The sequence below is a fragment of the Streptomyces sp. NPDC048825 genome (assembly GCF_043198355.1).
In the GTDB taxonomy this organism is placed as follows: Bacteria; Actinomycetota; Actinomycetes; order Streptomycetales; family Streptomycetaceae; genus Streptomyces; species Streptomyces xiangluensis.
On record NZ_JBICUR010000021.1, the window covers coordinates 54,400 to 70,246 of the forward strand.

Annotated in this window: 10 protein-coding genes; 8 read left to right on the forward strand and 2 right to left on the reverse strand. The window is 69.5% G+C overall.

Annotation, left to right across the window (positions count from 1 at the left end):
- Positions 1-80: 80 nt before the first annotated feature.
- The 3 genes from ACGFNK_RS37680 to hflX all read left to right on the forward strand — a co-directional run bounded on the left by ACGFNK_RS37680 (position 81) and on the right by hflX (position 5,545).
- Entirely contained in the window at positions 81-2,237 is a 2,157-nt protein-coding gene (locus ACGFNK_RS37680; protein ID WP_393423389.1) for a RelA/SpoT family protein, read from the forward strand.
- 89 nt (positions 2,238-2,326) lie between these two features.
- The gene (locus tag ACGFNK_RS37685) at positions 2,327-3,865 is read left to right on the forward strand and encodes a M1 family metallopeptidase (RefSeq protein WP_393423391.1); all 1,539 of its coding nucleotides are present in this window, start codon (positions 2,327-2,329) and stop codon (positions 3,863-3,865) included.
- Between the two features lie 186 nt (positions 3,866-4,051).
- Positions 4,052-5,545, forward strand: a complete 1,494-nt coding sequence (gene hflX, locus ACGFNK_RS37690) for a GTPase HflX (RefSeq protein ID WP_393423393.1) — start codon at positions 4,052-4,054, stop codon at positions 5,543-5,545.
- Between the two features lie 90 nt (positions 5,546-5,635).
- Here hflX and ACGFNK_RS37695 read toward each other — a convergent pair whose 3' ends face one another.
- On the reverse strand, positions 5,636-6,868 hold the full coding sequence (locus ACGFNK_RS37695) for a trypsin-like serine peptidase (RefSeq protein ID WP_393423395.1): 1,233 nt from the start codon (positions 6,866-6,868) through the stop codon (positions 5,636-5,638).
- 349 nt (positions 6,869-7,217) lie between these two features.
- On the opposite strand from ACGFNK_RS37695, the gene ACGFNK_RS37700 reads away from it, so the two are divergent.
- The 4 genes from ACGFNK_RS37700 (at position 7,218) to ACGFNK_RS37715 (ending at position 13,782) form a co-directional block, all read left to right on the forward strand.
- Positions 7,218-8,747 carry a diaminobutyrate--2-oxoglutarate transaminase family protein gene (locus ACGFNK_RS37700; protein WP_393423592.1) on the forward strand — a complete coding sequence of 510 codons (1,530 nt, stop codon included), beginning with the start codon at positions 7,218-7,220 and terminating at the stop codon, positions 8,745-8,747.
- 109 nt (positions 8,748-8,856) lie between these two features.
- On the forward strand, positions 8,857-10,776 hold the full coding sequence (locus tag ACGFNK_RS37705; RefSeq protein ID WP_393423397.1) for an IucA/IucC family protein: 1,920 nt from the start codon (positions 8,857-8,859) through the stop codon (positions 10,774-10,776).
- A 39-nt stretch (positions 10,777-10,815) separates the two neighbouring features.
- Positions 10,816-11,628 (forward strand): GNAT family N-acetyltransferase, encoded by an 813-nt coding sequence (locus tag ACGFNK_RS37710; protein ID WP_393423399.1) that lies wholly within the window; start codon positions 10,816-10,818, stop codon positions 11,626-11,628.
- A gap of 138 nt (positions 11,629-11,766) precedes the next feature.
- Positions 11,767-13,782 (forward strand): ATP-dependent DNA helicase, encoded by a 2,016-nt coding sequence (locus ACGFNK_RS37715; RefSeq protein WP_393423401.1) that lies wholly within the window; start codon positions 11,767-11,769, stop codon positions 13,780-13,782.
- A 110-nt stretch (positions 13,783-13,892) separates the two neighbouring features.
- Here ACGFNK_RS37715 and lexA read toward each other — a convergent pair whose 3' ends face one another.
- Entirely contained in the window at positions 13,893-14,675 is a 783-nt protein-coding gene (gene lexA, locus ACGFNK_RS37720; protein WP_033318887.1) for a transcriptional repressor LexA, read from the reverse strand.
- A gap of 531 nt (positions 14,676-15,206) precedes the next feature.
- On the opposite strand from lexA, the gene nrdR reads away from it, so the two are divergent.
- Positions 15,207-15,758, forward strand: a complete 552-nt coding sequence (nrdR, locus tag ACGFNK_RS37725; RefSeq protein ID WP_393423403.1) for a transcriptional regulator NrdR — start codon at positions 15,207-15,209, stop codon at positions 15,756-15,758.
- Positions 15,759-15,847: the final 89 nt, after the last annotated feature.

Consider the following 15,847-nt stretch of genomic DNA (forward strand, 5'->3'; position numbering starts at 1 on the left):
GACGGGGGAACGACACCATCCCCAGAGCCGTGTACGCCATGGGGTGCCCCGTCCGTCGGTCAACGCAGCCGGAGGTGCCCATGAGTGCGGAGGCCACGAACCCCGCGACGCCCGGCCCGATCGCGCCCGAAGCGCATCGCAGGAGGAGCCGCCCACGCATCGATCTGCGCCGCCTCGGCCGGGCCGCGCTCCTGGGGTCCGCGGGCCGCGGCCGGCTCCCCGACGCGATCAGCCATGTGGTCGAGGCGCATCGCGCCCACCACCCCGACGCCGTCCTGGAGCCACTGCACCGGGCGTACGTCCTCGCCGAGTCCTCGCACCGCGGCCAGATGCGCAAGAGTGGCGAGCCCTACATCACACACCCGCTCGCCGTGACCTTGATCCTCGCTGAACTCGGCGCGGAGACCACGACATTGACGGCTTCTCTGCTCCACGACACCGTCGAGGACACGGAGGTGACGCTCGACCAGGTACGGGAGGAGTTCGGCGAGGAGGTCCGCTTTCTCGTCGACGGCGTCACGAAGTTGGAGAAGGTCGACTACGGAGCGGCCGCCGAGCCGGAGACGTTCCGCAAGATGCTCGTCGCCACGGGTAACGACGTACGCGTGATGTCGATCAAACTCGCCGACCGGCTGCACAACATGCGCACCCTGGGTGTCATGCGTCCCGAGAAGCAGGCGCGCATCGCCAAGGTCACCAGGGACGTGCTGATCCCGCTCGCCGAACGGCTCGGGGTCCAGGCGCTCAAGACCGAGCTCGAGGACCTCGTCTTCGCGATCCTGCATCCCGAGGAGTACGAGCGCACCAGGGAGCTCATCGTCGAGAACGCGGCGCGCGCCGACGATCCCCTCGCGGAGATCGCGGAAGAGGTGCGCAAGGTCCTGCGCGAGGCCGGACTGCAGGCCGAAGTGCTCATCCGGCCACGGCACTTGGTTTCGCTGCACCGCACCTCCCGCAAGCGCGGACGGCTGCGCGGCGTCGACTTCGGACGTCTCCTGGTGCTCGTGAACGAGGACGCCGACTGCTACGGAGTCCTCGGTGAACTGCACACCTGTCTCACGCCGGTGGTCTCGGAATTCAAGGACTTCATCGCCGTCCCCAAGTTCAACCTGTACCAGTCGCTGCACACGGCCGTCGCCGTCCCCCAGGCTCGAACAGACTCGCCCGGGGGCACCCCCATGGCCGGCCAGGTCGCCGAAGTCCTCATCCGTACGCACCAGATGCACAAGGTCGCCGAGGCCGGAGTCATCGCGCTCGGCAATCCCTACGCTCCTCCTTCGGAGGAGCAACTGGACAGTGACGGCGAGCGCGTGGACCCCACCCGACCCGGCTGGCTCTCCCGCCTTCTCGACTGGCAGGAGGCCGCGCCGGATCCCGACACGTTCTGGTCCACACTTCGCGAAGACCTCGCCCAGGACCGGGAGATCACCGTATTACGCCCCGACGGCGGCACGATCGGGCTGCCCGCGGGCGCGAGCTGCGTGGACGCCGCGTACGCGCAGTACGGCGAAGACGCGCACGCCTGCATGGGCGCGCGTGTCAACGGACGCCTGGCGACGCTGAGTACGGTCCTGCGGGACGGCGACACCGTGCAACTGCTCATGGGTCAGGACGCGTCCTCAGAGCCCTCAAGGGAGTGGCTTGAGCACGCGCGTACGCCCGCCGCGCGCATCGCCATCCAGCGCTGGCTCGCCACGCACCCCTCGCCCGGCGACACCCCGGAAGCGGAGATCTCCGCCGCGCCCCTCAGGCCGACCGTCGACGGGTCTGCCGCGCCGCCATCTGACGCGAACGCCGTAGTCGACGAGCCCGGTGCGACCGTACGCCTCGCGGGCTGCTGTACGCCCGTACCGCCCGACGAGGTCACCGGCTTCGCTGTACGCGGGGGAGTGGTGACAGTTCATCGTGTCGAGTGCGCTGTGGTGGCGCGTATGAAAGACGCGGGGCGCAGGGAGGTCGACGTGCGCTGGGGTGACACCACGGAGTGCCGTGTCACGCTGGTCGCCGAGTCCTTCGGGCGGCCGCATCTGCTCGCCGACCTGACCGAAGCCATCGCCCTGGAGGGTGTCGCCATCGTCTCGGCGACCGTCGAACCCCCCAGCCAGCAGCGCGTACGCCACACCTACACGCTCCAACTCCCGGACGCCGCACACCTGCCCGCGCTGATGCGGGCGATGCGCAACGTGCCGGGTGTGTACGACGTGGGCCGGGCCCAGCACCAGGCGACGACTCCGTAGCAGGCCATCAGCAGGCTATCGGCACCCCTTCGAGTGTGTGCGGCGCGAGTCGTCACCACACGCCGGACGGGTGCTGATAGCCGTGGTTCATGCCGCTCACCTCCAGGACCCGGGCTCTGCTCCCGAAGGCCGTCAGGTCACTCCGCAGGGCGCTGCTCGCCTCCTCCTCCCTCTGCCTTATCGCCGCGAGCGGCCCCACGCCGGCGGAACCGCTCGGCATCGGCGACCGCCTTTTCCCACACCTCGGCAACCCCGGGTACGACGTCATGGCGTACGACCTCGCCTTCACCTATTCCGGGAACAACAGCGAGCCGCTGCCGGCCGTCACCACGATCGACGCCCGGGCGACGGACTGGTTGGAGCAGGTCAATCTTGACTACTCGCACGGAACAGTGCGATCCGTCGAGGTCAACGGCGTGCCCGCGGAGTTCCGCAGCGCGGGAGAGGACTTGGTGGTCACGCCCGCGGAGCGACTGGCGCCCGGCAGCCGGATGCGGATCACGGTGGGCCACGACAGCGATCCGACGCCCGGGGAGGACGTGGAGAGCGGCTGGGTGCGGACCGAGGACGGGCTCGCCATGGCCAACCAGATCGACGCCGCGCACCGGATCTTCCCGGGCAACGACCATCCCTCCGACAAGGCGATCTTCACCATCCGTGTCACCGCGCCCGACGCATACACGGCCGTGGCGAACGGACTGCCGCTGGAAGCGGTCCGCCACGCGGGGACCACCACCTGGGCGTACCGAACCGAGCACCCCATGGCCACCGAGCTCACCCAGGTGTCCATCGGACGCTCCTCCGTGCCGCACAGGAGCGGGCCGGGCTCTCTCCCTGTACGTGATGTGGTGCCCTCCAAGGACCGCGAGAAGCTGGAGCCCTGGCTCAAGAAGACGCCCGAGCAGATCACCTGGATGGAAAGGAAGGTCGGGCGGTACCCCTTCGAGACGTACGGGCTGCTGATCGCCGAGGCGCGGACAGGCTTCGCACTCGAGACACAGACGCTCTCTCTCTTCGAGAGAGAGTTCTTCACCCGTCCTGAGTTCCCGAAGTGGTACGTCGAGTCGACCATGGTGCATGAGCTGGCGCACCAGTGGTTCGGCAACAGCGTCACCCCGCGCACCTGGTCCGACCTGTGGCTGAGCGAAGGACACGCCACCTGGTACGAGGCCCTGTACGCGGAGGAGACGGCGGACAGACCCCTTGAGACACGGATGCGCGAGGCCTACTGGGCGTCCGACACCTGGCGGGCCGCCGGAGGCCCGCCGGCGGCACCTAAGCCCCCCGAGCCCGGCCGGAGGATCAGCATCTTCAGGCCGAACGTCTACGGCGGCAGCGCCCTGGTCCTGTACGCGCTGCGTCAGGAGATCGGCCGCCCGGCCTTCGAGCGGCTGGAGCGGCGCTGGGTGCAGATCCACCGTGACGGCACCGCGACGACCGCGGACTTCGAGGGCCTCGCCTCGGCTGTCGCGGGGCGCGATCTGAGCGCGTTCTTCACGGCCTGGCTGTACGGCAAGAAGACACCGCCCATGCCGGGGCACCCGGAGTGGCGCAGCGTCGCACCCGCCGAGAAGGGCGCGAAGCACGCGCGACAGCCCTCGACCACGCAGACCAAGAGCACCCGGTAACTCAGATGACGAGACGGGGCGTGCCGTGCAACCATCATCAGGTCGACGACGCGGCATCCCGGGTCTGCGGCATGATCCGCCGGTCGGACTTCACGGCCGGGAATCTCCCGGCGACCCCGGACGTTGTCTCCAATAACGGACGGCAGCTCGTCGTCCCTCCGGTATCTCCATCGACGTAAGGACCCAATGACCTCCTCTTCTTCCCCTTCCCAGGACAAGCAGAGCCTCGTGCAGAACCACCCCGATCGTCTTCGGGCCGATGCCCTGATGGAAGAGGACGTCGCCTGGAGCCATGCGATCGACGGCGAGTGGGACGGCGACCAGTTCGACCGCTCCGACCGCGCGGCACTGCGCCGTGTCGCGGGCCTGTCCACCGAGCTCGAAGACGTCACCGAGGTCGAGTACCGACAGCTGCGTCTTGAGCGAGTGGTACTCGTCGGAGTGTGGACCTCGGGAACGGCGGCCGACGCGGACAACTCCATCGCGGAGCTGGCCGCCCTCGCGGAGACGGCCGGCGCCCTGGTACTCGACGGCGTGATCCAGCGCCGCGACAAGGCAGACCCGGCCACATACATCGGCTCCGGCAAGGCCAACGAGCTGCGCGACATCGTGCTCGAGACCGGCGCGGACACCGTCATCTGCGACGGTGAGCTCTCGCCGGGCCAGCTGATCCATCTCGAAGACGTCGTCAAGGTCAAGGTGATCGACCGGACCGCCCTGATCCTCGACATTTTCGCCCAGCACGCCAAGTCCCGAGAGGGCAAGGCTCAGGTCGCGCTCGCGCAGATGCAGTACATGCTGCCGAGGCTGCGAGGCTGGGGTCAGTCGCTGTCCCGTCAGATGGGCGGCGGCAAGGGCGGCGGCCTCGCCACCCGTGGTCCCGGTGAGACCAAGATCGAGACGGACCGGCGCCGTATTCGCGAGAAGATGGCGAAGATGCGCCGGGAGATCGCGGCCTTGAAGACAGGCCGTGAGATCCAGCGCCGGGAGCGCCGTCGCAAGAAGGTGCCCTCGGTCGCCATCGCCGGCTACACCAATGCGGGCAAGTCCTCGCTGCTGAACCGGCTGACGGGCGCGGGCGTCCTGGTCGAGAACGCGCTGTTCGCGACCCTCGACCCGACCGTGCGCCGCGCCGAGACGCCCACCGGGCGTCTCTACACGCTCGCGGACACCGTCGGATTTGTACGGCACCTGCCGCACCACCTCGTCGAGGCGTTCCGCTCCACGATGGAGGAGGTCGGCGACTCCGATCTGATCCTGCACGTGGTCGACGGCGCCCACCCGGCGCCGGAGGAGCAGCTGGCCGCCGTGCGCGAGGTCATCCGCGACGTGGGCGCGACCGGCGTACCCGAGATCGTGGTGATCAACAAGGCGGACGCGGCTGATCCGCTGGTGCTCCAGCGGCTGCTGCGGATCGAGAAGCGCTCCATCGCGGTCTCGGCCCGTACGGGCCAGGGCATCGACGAACTGCTCGCGCTGATCGACGTCGAACTCCCGCACCCCTCGGTCGAGATCGAGGCACTCGTGCCGTACACACACGGCCGACTCGTCGCCCGGGCCTACACCGACGGCGAGGTGATCTCCGAGGAGCACACCCCGGAGGGCACGCTGCTCAAGGTACGGGTGCACGAGGAACTGGCGGCTGAGCTGGCACCGTACGTCCCGGCGGCCACCGTCTGACCACGAAGCGCCTCTGAACCGGAGAGCTTCACATGATGAAGGCCCGCCCCCCTTTCACAGGGGGGCGGGCCTTCACACGTCAGCGTGCGGTCACTGCCCCGCGAACTTCTCGCTCACGGCGTCGTAGATCCCCTTGGCCTCCTCGCCCAGGTGCGGGCCCGCCAGCCAGCCCGCGGTCACCGGGCCGATCGAGGTGTTGGACACCAGCGCGGGCTTGCCGTCGGAGCCCGCCGCCACCCAGCCGCCGCCGGACGAACCGCCGGTCATCGTGCAGCCGATGCGGTACATCGTCGGCTCGGACTTGGCGAGTGAGAGCCGCCCCGGCTCATCCTTGCACTGGTGCATCGTCTCGCCGTCGAACGGCTTCGCGGCCGGGTAACCCGTCGCCGTGATGCTGCCGACCTCGGACACGGCAGGAGCGTCGAAGTCCACCGGAAGGGCCGAACCGACCGTCTCCTCCAGGGACTTGCCGCCACTGCCCTCCTCCGGCGTCACATGAATGACGGCGAAGTCGTACGAGGCACCCTGGCCGCCCGTCGCGCCGCCCTGCTCGATCCACTGGTCCGAGGTCTGTGCCCAGTCACCCCACCAGACGCCGTACGGAGCGACCTCCTCCTTGGTGGCGTTCGTGAGCTCCGCCGCCGACTTGGCGTCGTTGTTGTACGAGGGCACGAAGGCGATGTTGCGGTACCAGCCGCCGGACTTGCCTGCGTGCACGCAGTGGCCCGCGGTCCATACGAGGTTGGACTTGCCCGGGTTGGCCGGGTCCTCGACGACGGTCGCCGAGCAGACCATCGTGCCCTCCGGGGAGTCGAAGAACACCTTGCCCGCCTCGGCGGCGTTGTCGTGGTAAGCCGCCTGCACGGGCTGCGCCTCCACGGGCGCCGGCTCCGGGTCGGTGACGCCCTGGTCACCCGACAGATCGTTGTCGTCGACGCCCTTGCCCTGGTCCGGGTCCTCGGCCTCGCGCATGCGGTCGGGGTCCCACAGGTCCTCGATGATCGGGTTGACGAAGTCGCCGGCCTCGCGAAGCCAGTCGTCCTTGTCCCAGTTCTTCCAGGCGCCGCCCTTCCACTGGTCCAGGTCGATCCCGTGCTCCTTGAGCCTGTCCTGGATGTCATCCGGGATCTGGATCTTGTCGTCGCCGCCAGTGGCCGCGGGGGCGGACGCGTCGCCGCCCGCGTTCGTGTCACCGCCCGATTCACAGGCGGTGGCCGTCAGGGCCAGTGCGGTGGCCAGACCGACCGCCGCCAGCACGGGGGAGGGCCCGCGGCGCGTGCTCCTCCCTCGGCGGGCGGCGAAGAGCGGGCGTATGGATCGCATGGTGTAACTCCCCCTGGGCGTAAAGAGAATGCTGGGCTGCCATATGCAGCTTCGTACGGATCAGCCGTCCTGGACTGGCCCGGGCGGGACCGTTTTGGCCGTTCAACGGGGATCGCTGAACGGCTCCACAGACTATGCCGTCGCTGTGGGGGACTTCCGATGGAACGGCAACAGTTCCGTCACACAAGGATCTTCGTCGCGCCGTTGCCCCTCGGGGCCCCTGTCGTTGGTACGTACGGGGGGCGTTCCGCCTGCGTGCATCCCCTGCCGCCCGCTCGGGTGGCCGAGCAACTCACCTCTGGACAGCGGGAGGACCGACAGCGTGGCCGTGACCGAGTCTGCGCCGGACATGGCGCCCGCGATGCGCGAGGCCGAGGTCGCGCCCTTGGGGCACGAAGGGATTCTGCGACGGCAGTCGGCGCGTGAGTCCGCGGCGCGCACTTATGCGCGCGCCTTGCCGATCGTGCCCGTCCGGGCGCGTGGGCTGACGATCGAGGGAGCCGACGGGTCGCGCTACCTCGACTGCCTTTCGGGCGCGGGGACGTTGGCCCTCGGGCACAACCACCCGGTTGTGCTGGAAGCGATCAGAAAGGTCCTCGACTCGGGGGCGCCGCTGCACGTCCTCGATCTGGCCACACCCGTCAAGGACGCGTTCACCACCGAGCTGTTCCGTACGCTGCCGTCCGGTTTCGCTGACCACGCGCGCGTGCAGTTCTGCGGGCCCGCGGGCACAGACGCGGTCGAGGCGGCCCTGAAGCTGGCGCGCGCCGCGACCGGGCGCACCGGGGTCGTCGCCTTCTCCGGCGCCTATCACGGGATGACCGCGGGGGCGCTCAAAGCATCCGGGGGCGCGTCGGACGTACGCGTCGCGCGCCTGCCCTATCCGCAGGACTACCGCTGCCCGTTCGGCGTCGGTGGAGACCGGGGCGCCGAACTCGCCGCACGCTGGACGGAGTCCCTCCTCGACGATCCCAAGTCCGGGGTGCCCACACCCGCCGGGATGATCGTGGAACCGGTGCAGGGCGAGGGCGGAGTGATTCCGGCGCGCGACGACTGGATGCGGCGGATGCGGGACATCACGTCCGCCCGCTCCATCCCCCTCATCGTCGACGAGGTCCAGACGGGCGTCGGCCGGACCGGCACCTTCTGGGCGGTGGAACACAGCGGCATCACACCCGACGTGATGGTCCTCTCCAAAGCCATCGGCGGCAGCCTGCCGCTGGCGGTCGTGGTCTATCGCGATGACCTCGACGTGTGGGAACCCGGCGCCCATGCCGGCACGTTCCGCGGCAATCAGCTCGCCATGGCTGCCGGCGCGGCGACCCTCGCGTACGTCCGGGAGAACCGTCTCGCCGAGCGCGCCGCCCGTTTGGGGGCCCGCATGCTGGCCCAACTGCGCGGTCTTGCAGCCGACTTCCCCTGTGTCGGTGACGTACGCGGACGAGGCCTGATGATCGGCGTCGAACTCGTCGACCCGGTGGAACCGCCCGAGTCCGCAGCCGAAGCCGCCGGGGGAACCGGCGGTGGGCCGCGCCCTGCCGCACCCGATCTCGCGGTCGCGGTTCAGCGGGAGTGCCTGCGCCGCGGGCTGATCGTGGAACTCGGCGGATGCCACTCCAGCGTGGTGCGTCTGCTCCCGCCTCTGACCATCACCGACGAGCAGGCGAACGCGGTGCTCGACCGGCTCTCGGACGCGGTCGCGTCGGTCGTGGCGACACCAACTGGCCTGCGGGTGCGGGAGGTTGAGCGTGGCAGGCGTGCCAGGCCTGGCGAGTCGGTCCGACGGGCGGAACGGACCGAGCGGATCGGAAGGCCGGAGCACGGTGATATCGCAGGGCATCGCCGAGCGACCCCACCTCCACGGCAGCGCCACTCGTAGTCCGGAATCACACCACCCGAAGCACCCACGAAACGCCCAGGTCCAACGAACGCCGGATCAGCCCCAGTTCGTCGCGGCACGACCCTGAACCACCTCCCAAGGAACTCACTTGAACGCCATCCCTGCACCCCACAGCCACACCCGCACCCTCGAGCCGGGCACGGGAGCAGAATCCGTCCCCCGGCAGCAGGCAGGGCCTGGGCCCAGGGAGTCGGTACGGCTGCGCGGTGCCGCTGACCAGGACCTGCTGGACCACCCGGATCCGCACACCGCGGGCCAGGCCGCATCCGTGGAGAACCTGCTGCGCTGCTGGGTACGGGAGAACAACGTCCCTGCTCCCGGAGACGGCATCCTCCGTATCCAACTCCCCGCCAGCGGCACTGCCCTGGTCGTCCCGGTGCACTACTGGTCCCCCACAGGCTGGCACCGCCTTGGCCTGCCCCGCCTTTCCGACGCCCCCCACCAGGCACCCCCCACAGACGCGGCCACGCTGGCGGCGCTTCTCGGACGAGAGACCCTGGCGGGCGGTACGGACGGCAGGGCGGAGGCCAGGGCCGGCGAAAGCGGCGACTTGGTGCGCCGCGTGGCCGACTCCGCCCAGCGAACCACCGTGTTCATCAGCGACCGCAGGGAGCATCCCGCCCACGGCTCGGACGTCTTCCTCTCCGCCGAACAGTCGCTCCTGCTCGGTCACCCGCTGCACCCCACCCCGAAGAGCCGCGAGGGACTCTCCGAGGCCGAGACCCTGCTCTACTCACCCGAATCACGCGGCTCTTTCCCCCTGCACTGGATGGCCGTCGCTCCCTCCGTACTCGCCACCGACTCGGCCTGGACCGAGCGAGGCCGTCCCGTACCCGCTCAGCAGCTCACCGCCCGGCTCGCCGGCCCCGGACTGCTACTGCCCGACGGGTATGCCGCGCTCCCGATGCACCCCTGGCAGATCCGCGAGGTCCGCCACCGCTCCGCGACGGCGAAACTGCTGGACGCCGGTCTGCTCCAGGACCTCGGTCACCATGGCGTCCCCTGGCATCCCACCTCCTCCGTACGCACCCTCTACCGCTCCGGCGCCCCCGCGATGCTGAAGCTCTCGCTGGGCCTGTGCATCACCAACTCCCGGCGGGAGAACCTCCGCAAGGAACTCCACCGCGGTGTCGAGGTCCACCGTCTGATGCGTACCGGCCTCGCCGAACAGTGGCAGGCGGCACACCCGGGCTTCGACATCGTCCGCGACCCGGCCTGGCTCGCCGTCGACGCCCCGGACGGCAATCCCGTGCCCGGGCTCGACGTGGTGATTCGCCACAACCCGTTCACGCAGACGGACTCCGTCTCCTGCATCGCCGGACTCGTCTCGGTCAGACCTCAGGACCCATCTGGCGAACCGTCCGGCTCCGGGCAGGGCAGGCCCACGATGCGGTCACGGCTCAGCGAGATTGTCGCCCGCCTCGCCGGGAGCACCGGACGCTCGCGCGGCGCTGTCGCCACCGAGTGGTTCCTCCGTTACCTGGAGCAGGTGATCCGCCCCGTCCTCTGGCTGGACAGCGAGGCAGGCATCGCACTGGAAGCCCACCAGCAGAACACCCTGGTCCTGCTGGACCCGCAGGGCTGGCCGGCGGGCGGCCGCTACCGTGACAACCAGGGCTACTACTTTCGCGAGTCCCGGCGCGCGGAGCTGGACAAACGGCTCCCGGGCATCGGCGAGCACAGCGACACCTTCGTCACCGACGAGGTCACCGACGAGCGCTTCGCCTACTACCTCGCCATCAACAACGTGCTCGGCCTCATCGGCGCCTTCGGCTCCCAAGGCCTCGCCGACGAGCGGCTGTTGCTCGCCGCCTTCCGCCGCTTCCTCACCGACGTCGCCTCCGGCCCTGCCCGACTGCGTACGCCCCTTCCCGCCTGTCTGCTCGACTCACCCGTGCTGCGCTGCAAGGCCAACCTGCTGACCCGGCTGCACGGCCTCGACGAGCTCATCGGCCCGGTCGACACCCAGTCCGTCTACGTCACCATCGCCAACCCCCTTCATTCCTGAGGAACATGACCCACCCCATCTCCTGAGAGGAGCGTCGCCGTGCCTCCCACCGATGCGAGCACCGACGCCGGTACCGCCCCCATCACCTCCCTCAGCAGCGACACGGGCCCTGACACGGACAGCCAGGACACACTGGACCTGCGTCTGCCCGACGAACTCGTCGCGCTCTTCGCCGAGGAGGCCGAAGCAGCCAGGGGAGCCGAGCGCGCAGCGGAACACGGCGGAGGGAAAGGCACGGCGAAGCCCGGCCCCGTCACGCCGACCGTCACCCCGACCGGTGACGACCTGCTCGACGGCGTCGGCGGCTGGGGTCCCGTCGCCGGCCCCGTCGGCCCCTTCCACCTCGTCCTCGCACGCATCGACCGTGACCTGACGCTCATCAGCCGCTGGATGAACGACCCCGCCGTCGCGGCATTCTGGGAGCTGGCCGGACCCGAGACGGTCGCCGAGGATCACCTGCGCGCGCAGCTCGACGGGGACGGCCGCAGCGTTCCCTGTCTCGGCGTACTGGACGGCACGCCGATGAGCTACTGGGAGATCTACCGCGCGGACCTCGACCCACTGGCCCGCCACTATCCCGCTCGTCTCCATGACACCGGAATCCACCTCCTCATCGGTCCCGTCGCCAACCGAGGGCGGGGACTCGGCTCAGCACTGCTCAGAGCCGTCTCCGACCTCGTACTCGACCGGCGCCCCTCGTGCACACGCGTCGTCGCGGAACCCGATCTTCGCAACACCCCCTCCGTGGCCGCCTTCCTGAGCGCCGGCTTCCGGTTCTCCGCCGAGGTCGACCTGCCCGACAAACGGGCCGCCCTCATGGTCAGAGACCGGGCCCTGCGCGATGTGTTGTAGCGCCATCACTTTTGGTACACCGCTCGGCCCGATCCGGTTCCCAGTCGAACCCGATCCGGTTCTCGGCCGCTGGCTCGCGCCCATGACCCAGGCGTTGATCGCCCGGGTGTCAGTGCGGCGCCGTAGGGTGGACGCGCTATGACAGAGCACTCACTCCCCGAACTCCTGCATGCCGCCGTCACAGCCGTCGGCGGTACGGAGCGCCCTGGCCAGGTGACCATGGCCGAAGCCGTCGCGGAGGCCATCGACGCCGGCTCCCATCTGCTGGTCCAGGCCGGCACCGGTACCGGAAAGTCGCTGGGCTATCTCGTACCCGCGCTCGCGCACGGCGAGCGGGTCGTCGTGGCGACGGCCACCCTGGCGCTCCAGCGGCAGCTCGTGGAGCGGGACCTTCCGCGCACGGTCGACGCTCTGCATCCGCTGCTGCGCCGCCGTCCCGAGTTCGCGATGCTCAAGGGCCGGTCGAACTACCTGTGCCTGCACCGTCTCCGTGAGGGCATGCCGCAGGACGAGGACGAGGGACTCTTCGACCAGTTCGAGGCTGCCGCGCCCACCAGCAAGCTGGGCCAGGACCTGTTGCGGCTGCGGGACTGGGCGGACGACACCGAGACCGGCGACCGCGACGACCTTGGCCCCGGAGTCTCCGACCGAGCCTGGTCGCAGATCTCTGTGTCGTCCCGGGAATGCCTGGGTGCCTCGAAGTGCGCGTACGGCGCCGAGTGCTTCGCCGAGATGGCCCGAGAGCGCGCCAAGCTCGCCGAGGTCGTGGTCACCAACCATGCGCTCCTTGCGATCGACGCCATCGAGGGTGCCCCGGTCCTGCCGCAGCATGAGGTGCTGATCGTCGACGAGGCCCATGAGCTGGTCTCGCGCGTCACCGGAGTCGCGACCGGAGAGCTCACCCCCGGCCAGGTCAACCGCGCTGTGCGCCGTGCCGCGAAGCTCGTCAACGAAAAGGCCGCCGACCAACTCCAGACGGCCGCGGAAGGCTTTGAGCGCCTGATGGAGCTGGCCCTGCCGGGCCGCCTGGAGGAGATCCCGGAGGACCTCGGGTACGCGCTGATGGCACTGCGCGACGCCGCCCGTACGGTGATCTCGGCGATGGGGACGACACGCGACAAGTCCGTCGGTGACGAGGACGCGGTACGCAAACAGGCACTGGCCTCCGTGGAGTCGATCCACGATGTGGCCGAGCGGATCACGAACGGCTCCGAGTGGGACGTCGTCTGGTACGAACGCCATGAGCCCCGCGGCGGAGCCGCATATCGACACAGCGGCGCCTCCCTGCGCGTCGCGCCGATGTCCGTGTCGGGTCTGCTCAGGGAGAAGCTCTTCGCGGACCGTTCCGTGGTTCTCACTTCCGCGACACTGAAGCTCGGCGGCGACTTCAACGGAGTCGGGGCGTCGTTGGGTCTGGCTCCCGAGGGCACGGAGGGCGAGGACCTCCCGCCGTGGACGGGCGTCGACGTCGGCTCACCCTTCGACTATCCGAAGCAGGGCATTCTGTACGTCGCCAAGCATCTGTCGCGTCCCGCGCGTGATGGCGACCGCACGGACATGCTGAACGAGCTGACGGAGCTGATCCAGGCGGCGGGCGGCCGGACGCTCGGGCTCTTCTCGTCGATGCGGGCCGCGCAGCTGGCGGCAGAGGAACTGCGCTCCCGCATCCCCGAGTTCCCGATCCTCCTCCAGGGCGAGGAGACCCTGGGCGAGCTGATCAAGAACTTCGCGGCCGACCCGAAGACCTGCCTCTTCGGCACCCTCTCGCTCTGGCAGGGCGTCGATGTCCCCGGCGCCAGCTGCCAGTTGGTCGTCATGGACAAGATCCCCTTCCCGCGCCCGGACGACCCGCTGATGAGCGCCCGCCAGAAGGCCGTCGAGGACGCCGGGGGCAACGGCTTCATGGCCGTCGCCGCCACGCACGCGGCGCTGCTCATGGCTCAGGGCGCCGGCCGCCTCGTACGAGCGATGGGGGATCGCGGCGTCGTAGCCGTACTGGACCAGCGTCTGGCCACGGCCCGTTACGGCAGCTATCTGAAGGCGTCACTGCCCGACTTCTGGTACACGACGGACCGTAACCAGGTACGACGGTCGCTGGCCGCGATCGACACCGCGGCGAAGAAGGCCGAGGCGGCGGAGGAGACGGGGGAGTAGTAGAGCTCCCCGCGCGCACCGGTTCGGGCGCAAACGCGAGCCCCGGAACCGGCGCAGGTGGTTCCGGGGCTCGGATCAGGGGGGCGGAGGTGTGCCGCCCGCGGCTGTGCTCACACCCGCCGCAGCACCGCCACGACCTTGCCGAGGATGGTCGCCTCGTCGCCGGGAATCGGCTGGTACGCGGAGTTGTGAGGCAGCAGCCACACATGGCCGTTTTCGCGCTTGAAGCGCTTGACGGTGGCCTCGCCGTCCAGCATCGCGGCGACGATGTCGCCATTCTCGGCGACCGGCTGGCGGCGGACCGTCACCCAGTCCCCGTCGCAGATCGCGGCCTCGATCATCGAGTCACCGACGACCTTCAGGACGAACAGTTCGCCGTCCCCGACCAGCTGTCGGGGCAGTGGGAACACGTCCTCGACCGACTCCTCGGCGAGGATCGGGCCACCGGCGGCGATCCGGCCGACCAGCGGGACATACGACGCTGCCGGCTTGCCCGCCGTGTCGGTGGGCTGGACCGTGGACTGGTCGGATCCCCGGACCTCGTAGGCGCGGGGTCGGTGCGGGTCGCGCCGCAGGAAGCCCTTGCGTTCGAGTGCCATCAGCTGGTGTGCGACCGAGGAGGTGCTGGAGAGGCCCACGGCCTGCCCGATCTCCCGCATCGACGGCGGGTACCCGCGCCGCTGCACGGAGTCCCTGATGACCTCGATCACCCGGCGCTGCCGGTCGGTGAGTCCGGAACTGTCCGCCCGGATTCCCGGAGGTCGGCCCGGCAGGGAGCGTGTGGGCTTGGGCCCCTCCTGATTCAACGCTTCATTCATGGCATGCACCGGCTCGAGTCGGCCCTGGGAGCGGTCCTGGGCGGTGATGGTGGCACTGTCTGCGGTGGTGGTCACGGTCGGCCCCTCTCGTTCGTCTCCCTGCTGGACAACGGTAGTTGCTTTCGAAAGGTTGCGCCAAACACACGTTCGAGTGAAAGATTACGAATCACCTGGCGTGATCATGTGCTTGGGTGTATGGCCAACGCTGCACCTGGCGGACAAAACGGCTGATTGCTGTACTCTTCGCCGCCGGGACGACGACCTCGTGGGTCGGCGCCCAGTCTGCCATCCGGTATCCCGTCAACCGGATACCGGCCCCTGCCTGTGGCGCCCACGTTATCCCCGCAGGCCCCGGCGCCGGTATGGGCGTGCGGCACATGTCGGGATCGGTGCGGCCTGCGTGCTCGCGGGGAGCGACACGCGCGAGCCTGGGAAAATTTACGGCCAAACCCCAGATCTAGTGGTTGGATGGCAGCAGCAGCCCAGAAGTTGTGGTCCCCCGGCTCCTTCGGGGTCTGATCATCGCCTATGCTGGGGACTGCTTCGAGGGGCCCAAGTGGCTTGTCGAGGCTATTGAGTCGTGCTGTGAAGGAGGGATGGAGTTCGATGCACTGCCCCTTCTGCAGGCACCCCGACAGCCGCGTCGTCGACAGCCGTACGACCGACGACGGTACGTCGATCCGCAGGCGCCGCCAGTGTCCTCACTGCTCCCGTCGGTTCACGACGGTGGAGACGTGCTCGCTGATGGTGGTCAAGCGGTCCGGAGTCACCGAACCCTTCAGCCGTACCAAGGTCATCAATGGCGTGCGCAAGGCGTGCCAGGGGCGGCCTGTCACGGAGGACGCACTCGCTCAGCTCGGCCAGCGGGTCGAGGAGGCGGTGCGGGCCACCGGAAGCGCCGAACTGACCACCCATGACGTGGGGCTGGCCATTCTCGGCCCGCTGCAGGAGCTGGACCTCGTCGCCTATCTGCGGTTCGCGTCCGTCTACCGGGCGTTCGACTCGCCGGAGGACTTCGAGGCCGCCATCGCGGAACTCAGGGAACAGACGCAGCGCCCCGCCGCGGACGACGATGACGCGGGTGAGGGGCGCCAGGGAAGCGATCGCGGGTCCGGAGGGACTGCCGAAGCCCCCGTGCCCGCAGGCGCCGGCGACTGACGAGCGGGCCGAACCGCGTCGGCCGGTCGGCGGCGATTCACAGACCTGTTGCGAGCGGTGGCGCATGCGCTGCGCGCGACATCAGACAC

Coding starts and splice junctions, on each gene's coding strand:
- ACGFNK_RS37695 (WP_393423395.1), bottom strand. CDS start 6,868: ATGCGATCCATACGCCCGCTCTTCGCCGCCCGCCGAGGGAGGAGCACG.
- hflX (WP_393423393.1), top strand. CDS start 4,052: ATGACCTCCTCTTCTTCCCCTTCCCAGGACAAGCAGAGCCTCGTGCAG.
- nrdR (WP_393423403.1), top strand. CDS start 15,207: ATGCACTGCCCCTTCTGCAGGCACCCCGACAGCCGCGTCGTCGACAGC.
- ACGFNK_RS37685 (WP_393423391.1), top strand. CDS start 2,327: ATGCCGCTCACCTCCAGGACCCGGGCTCTGCTCCCGAAGGCCGTCAGG.
- ACGFNK_RS37700 (WP_393423592.1), top strand. CDS start 7,218: ATGGCGCCCGCGATGCGCGAGGCCGAGGTCGCGCCCTTGGGGCACGAA.
- ACGFNK_RS37680 (WP_393423389.1), top strand. CDS start 81: ATGAGTGCGGAGGCCACGAACCCCGCGACGCCCGGCCCGATCGCGCCC.
- ACGFNK_RS37715 (WP_393423401.1), top strand. CDS start 11,767: ATGACAGAGCACTCACTCCCCGAACTCCTGCATGCCGCCGTCACAGCC.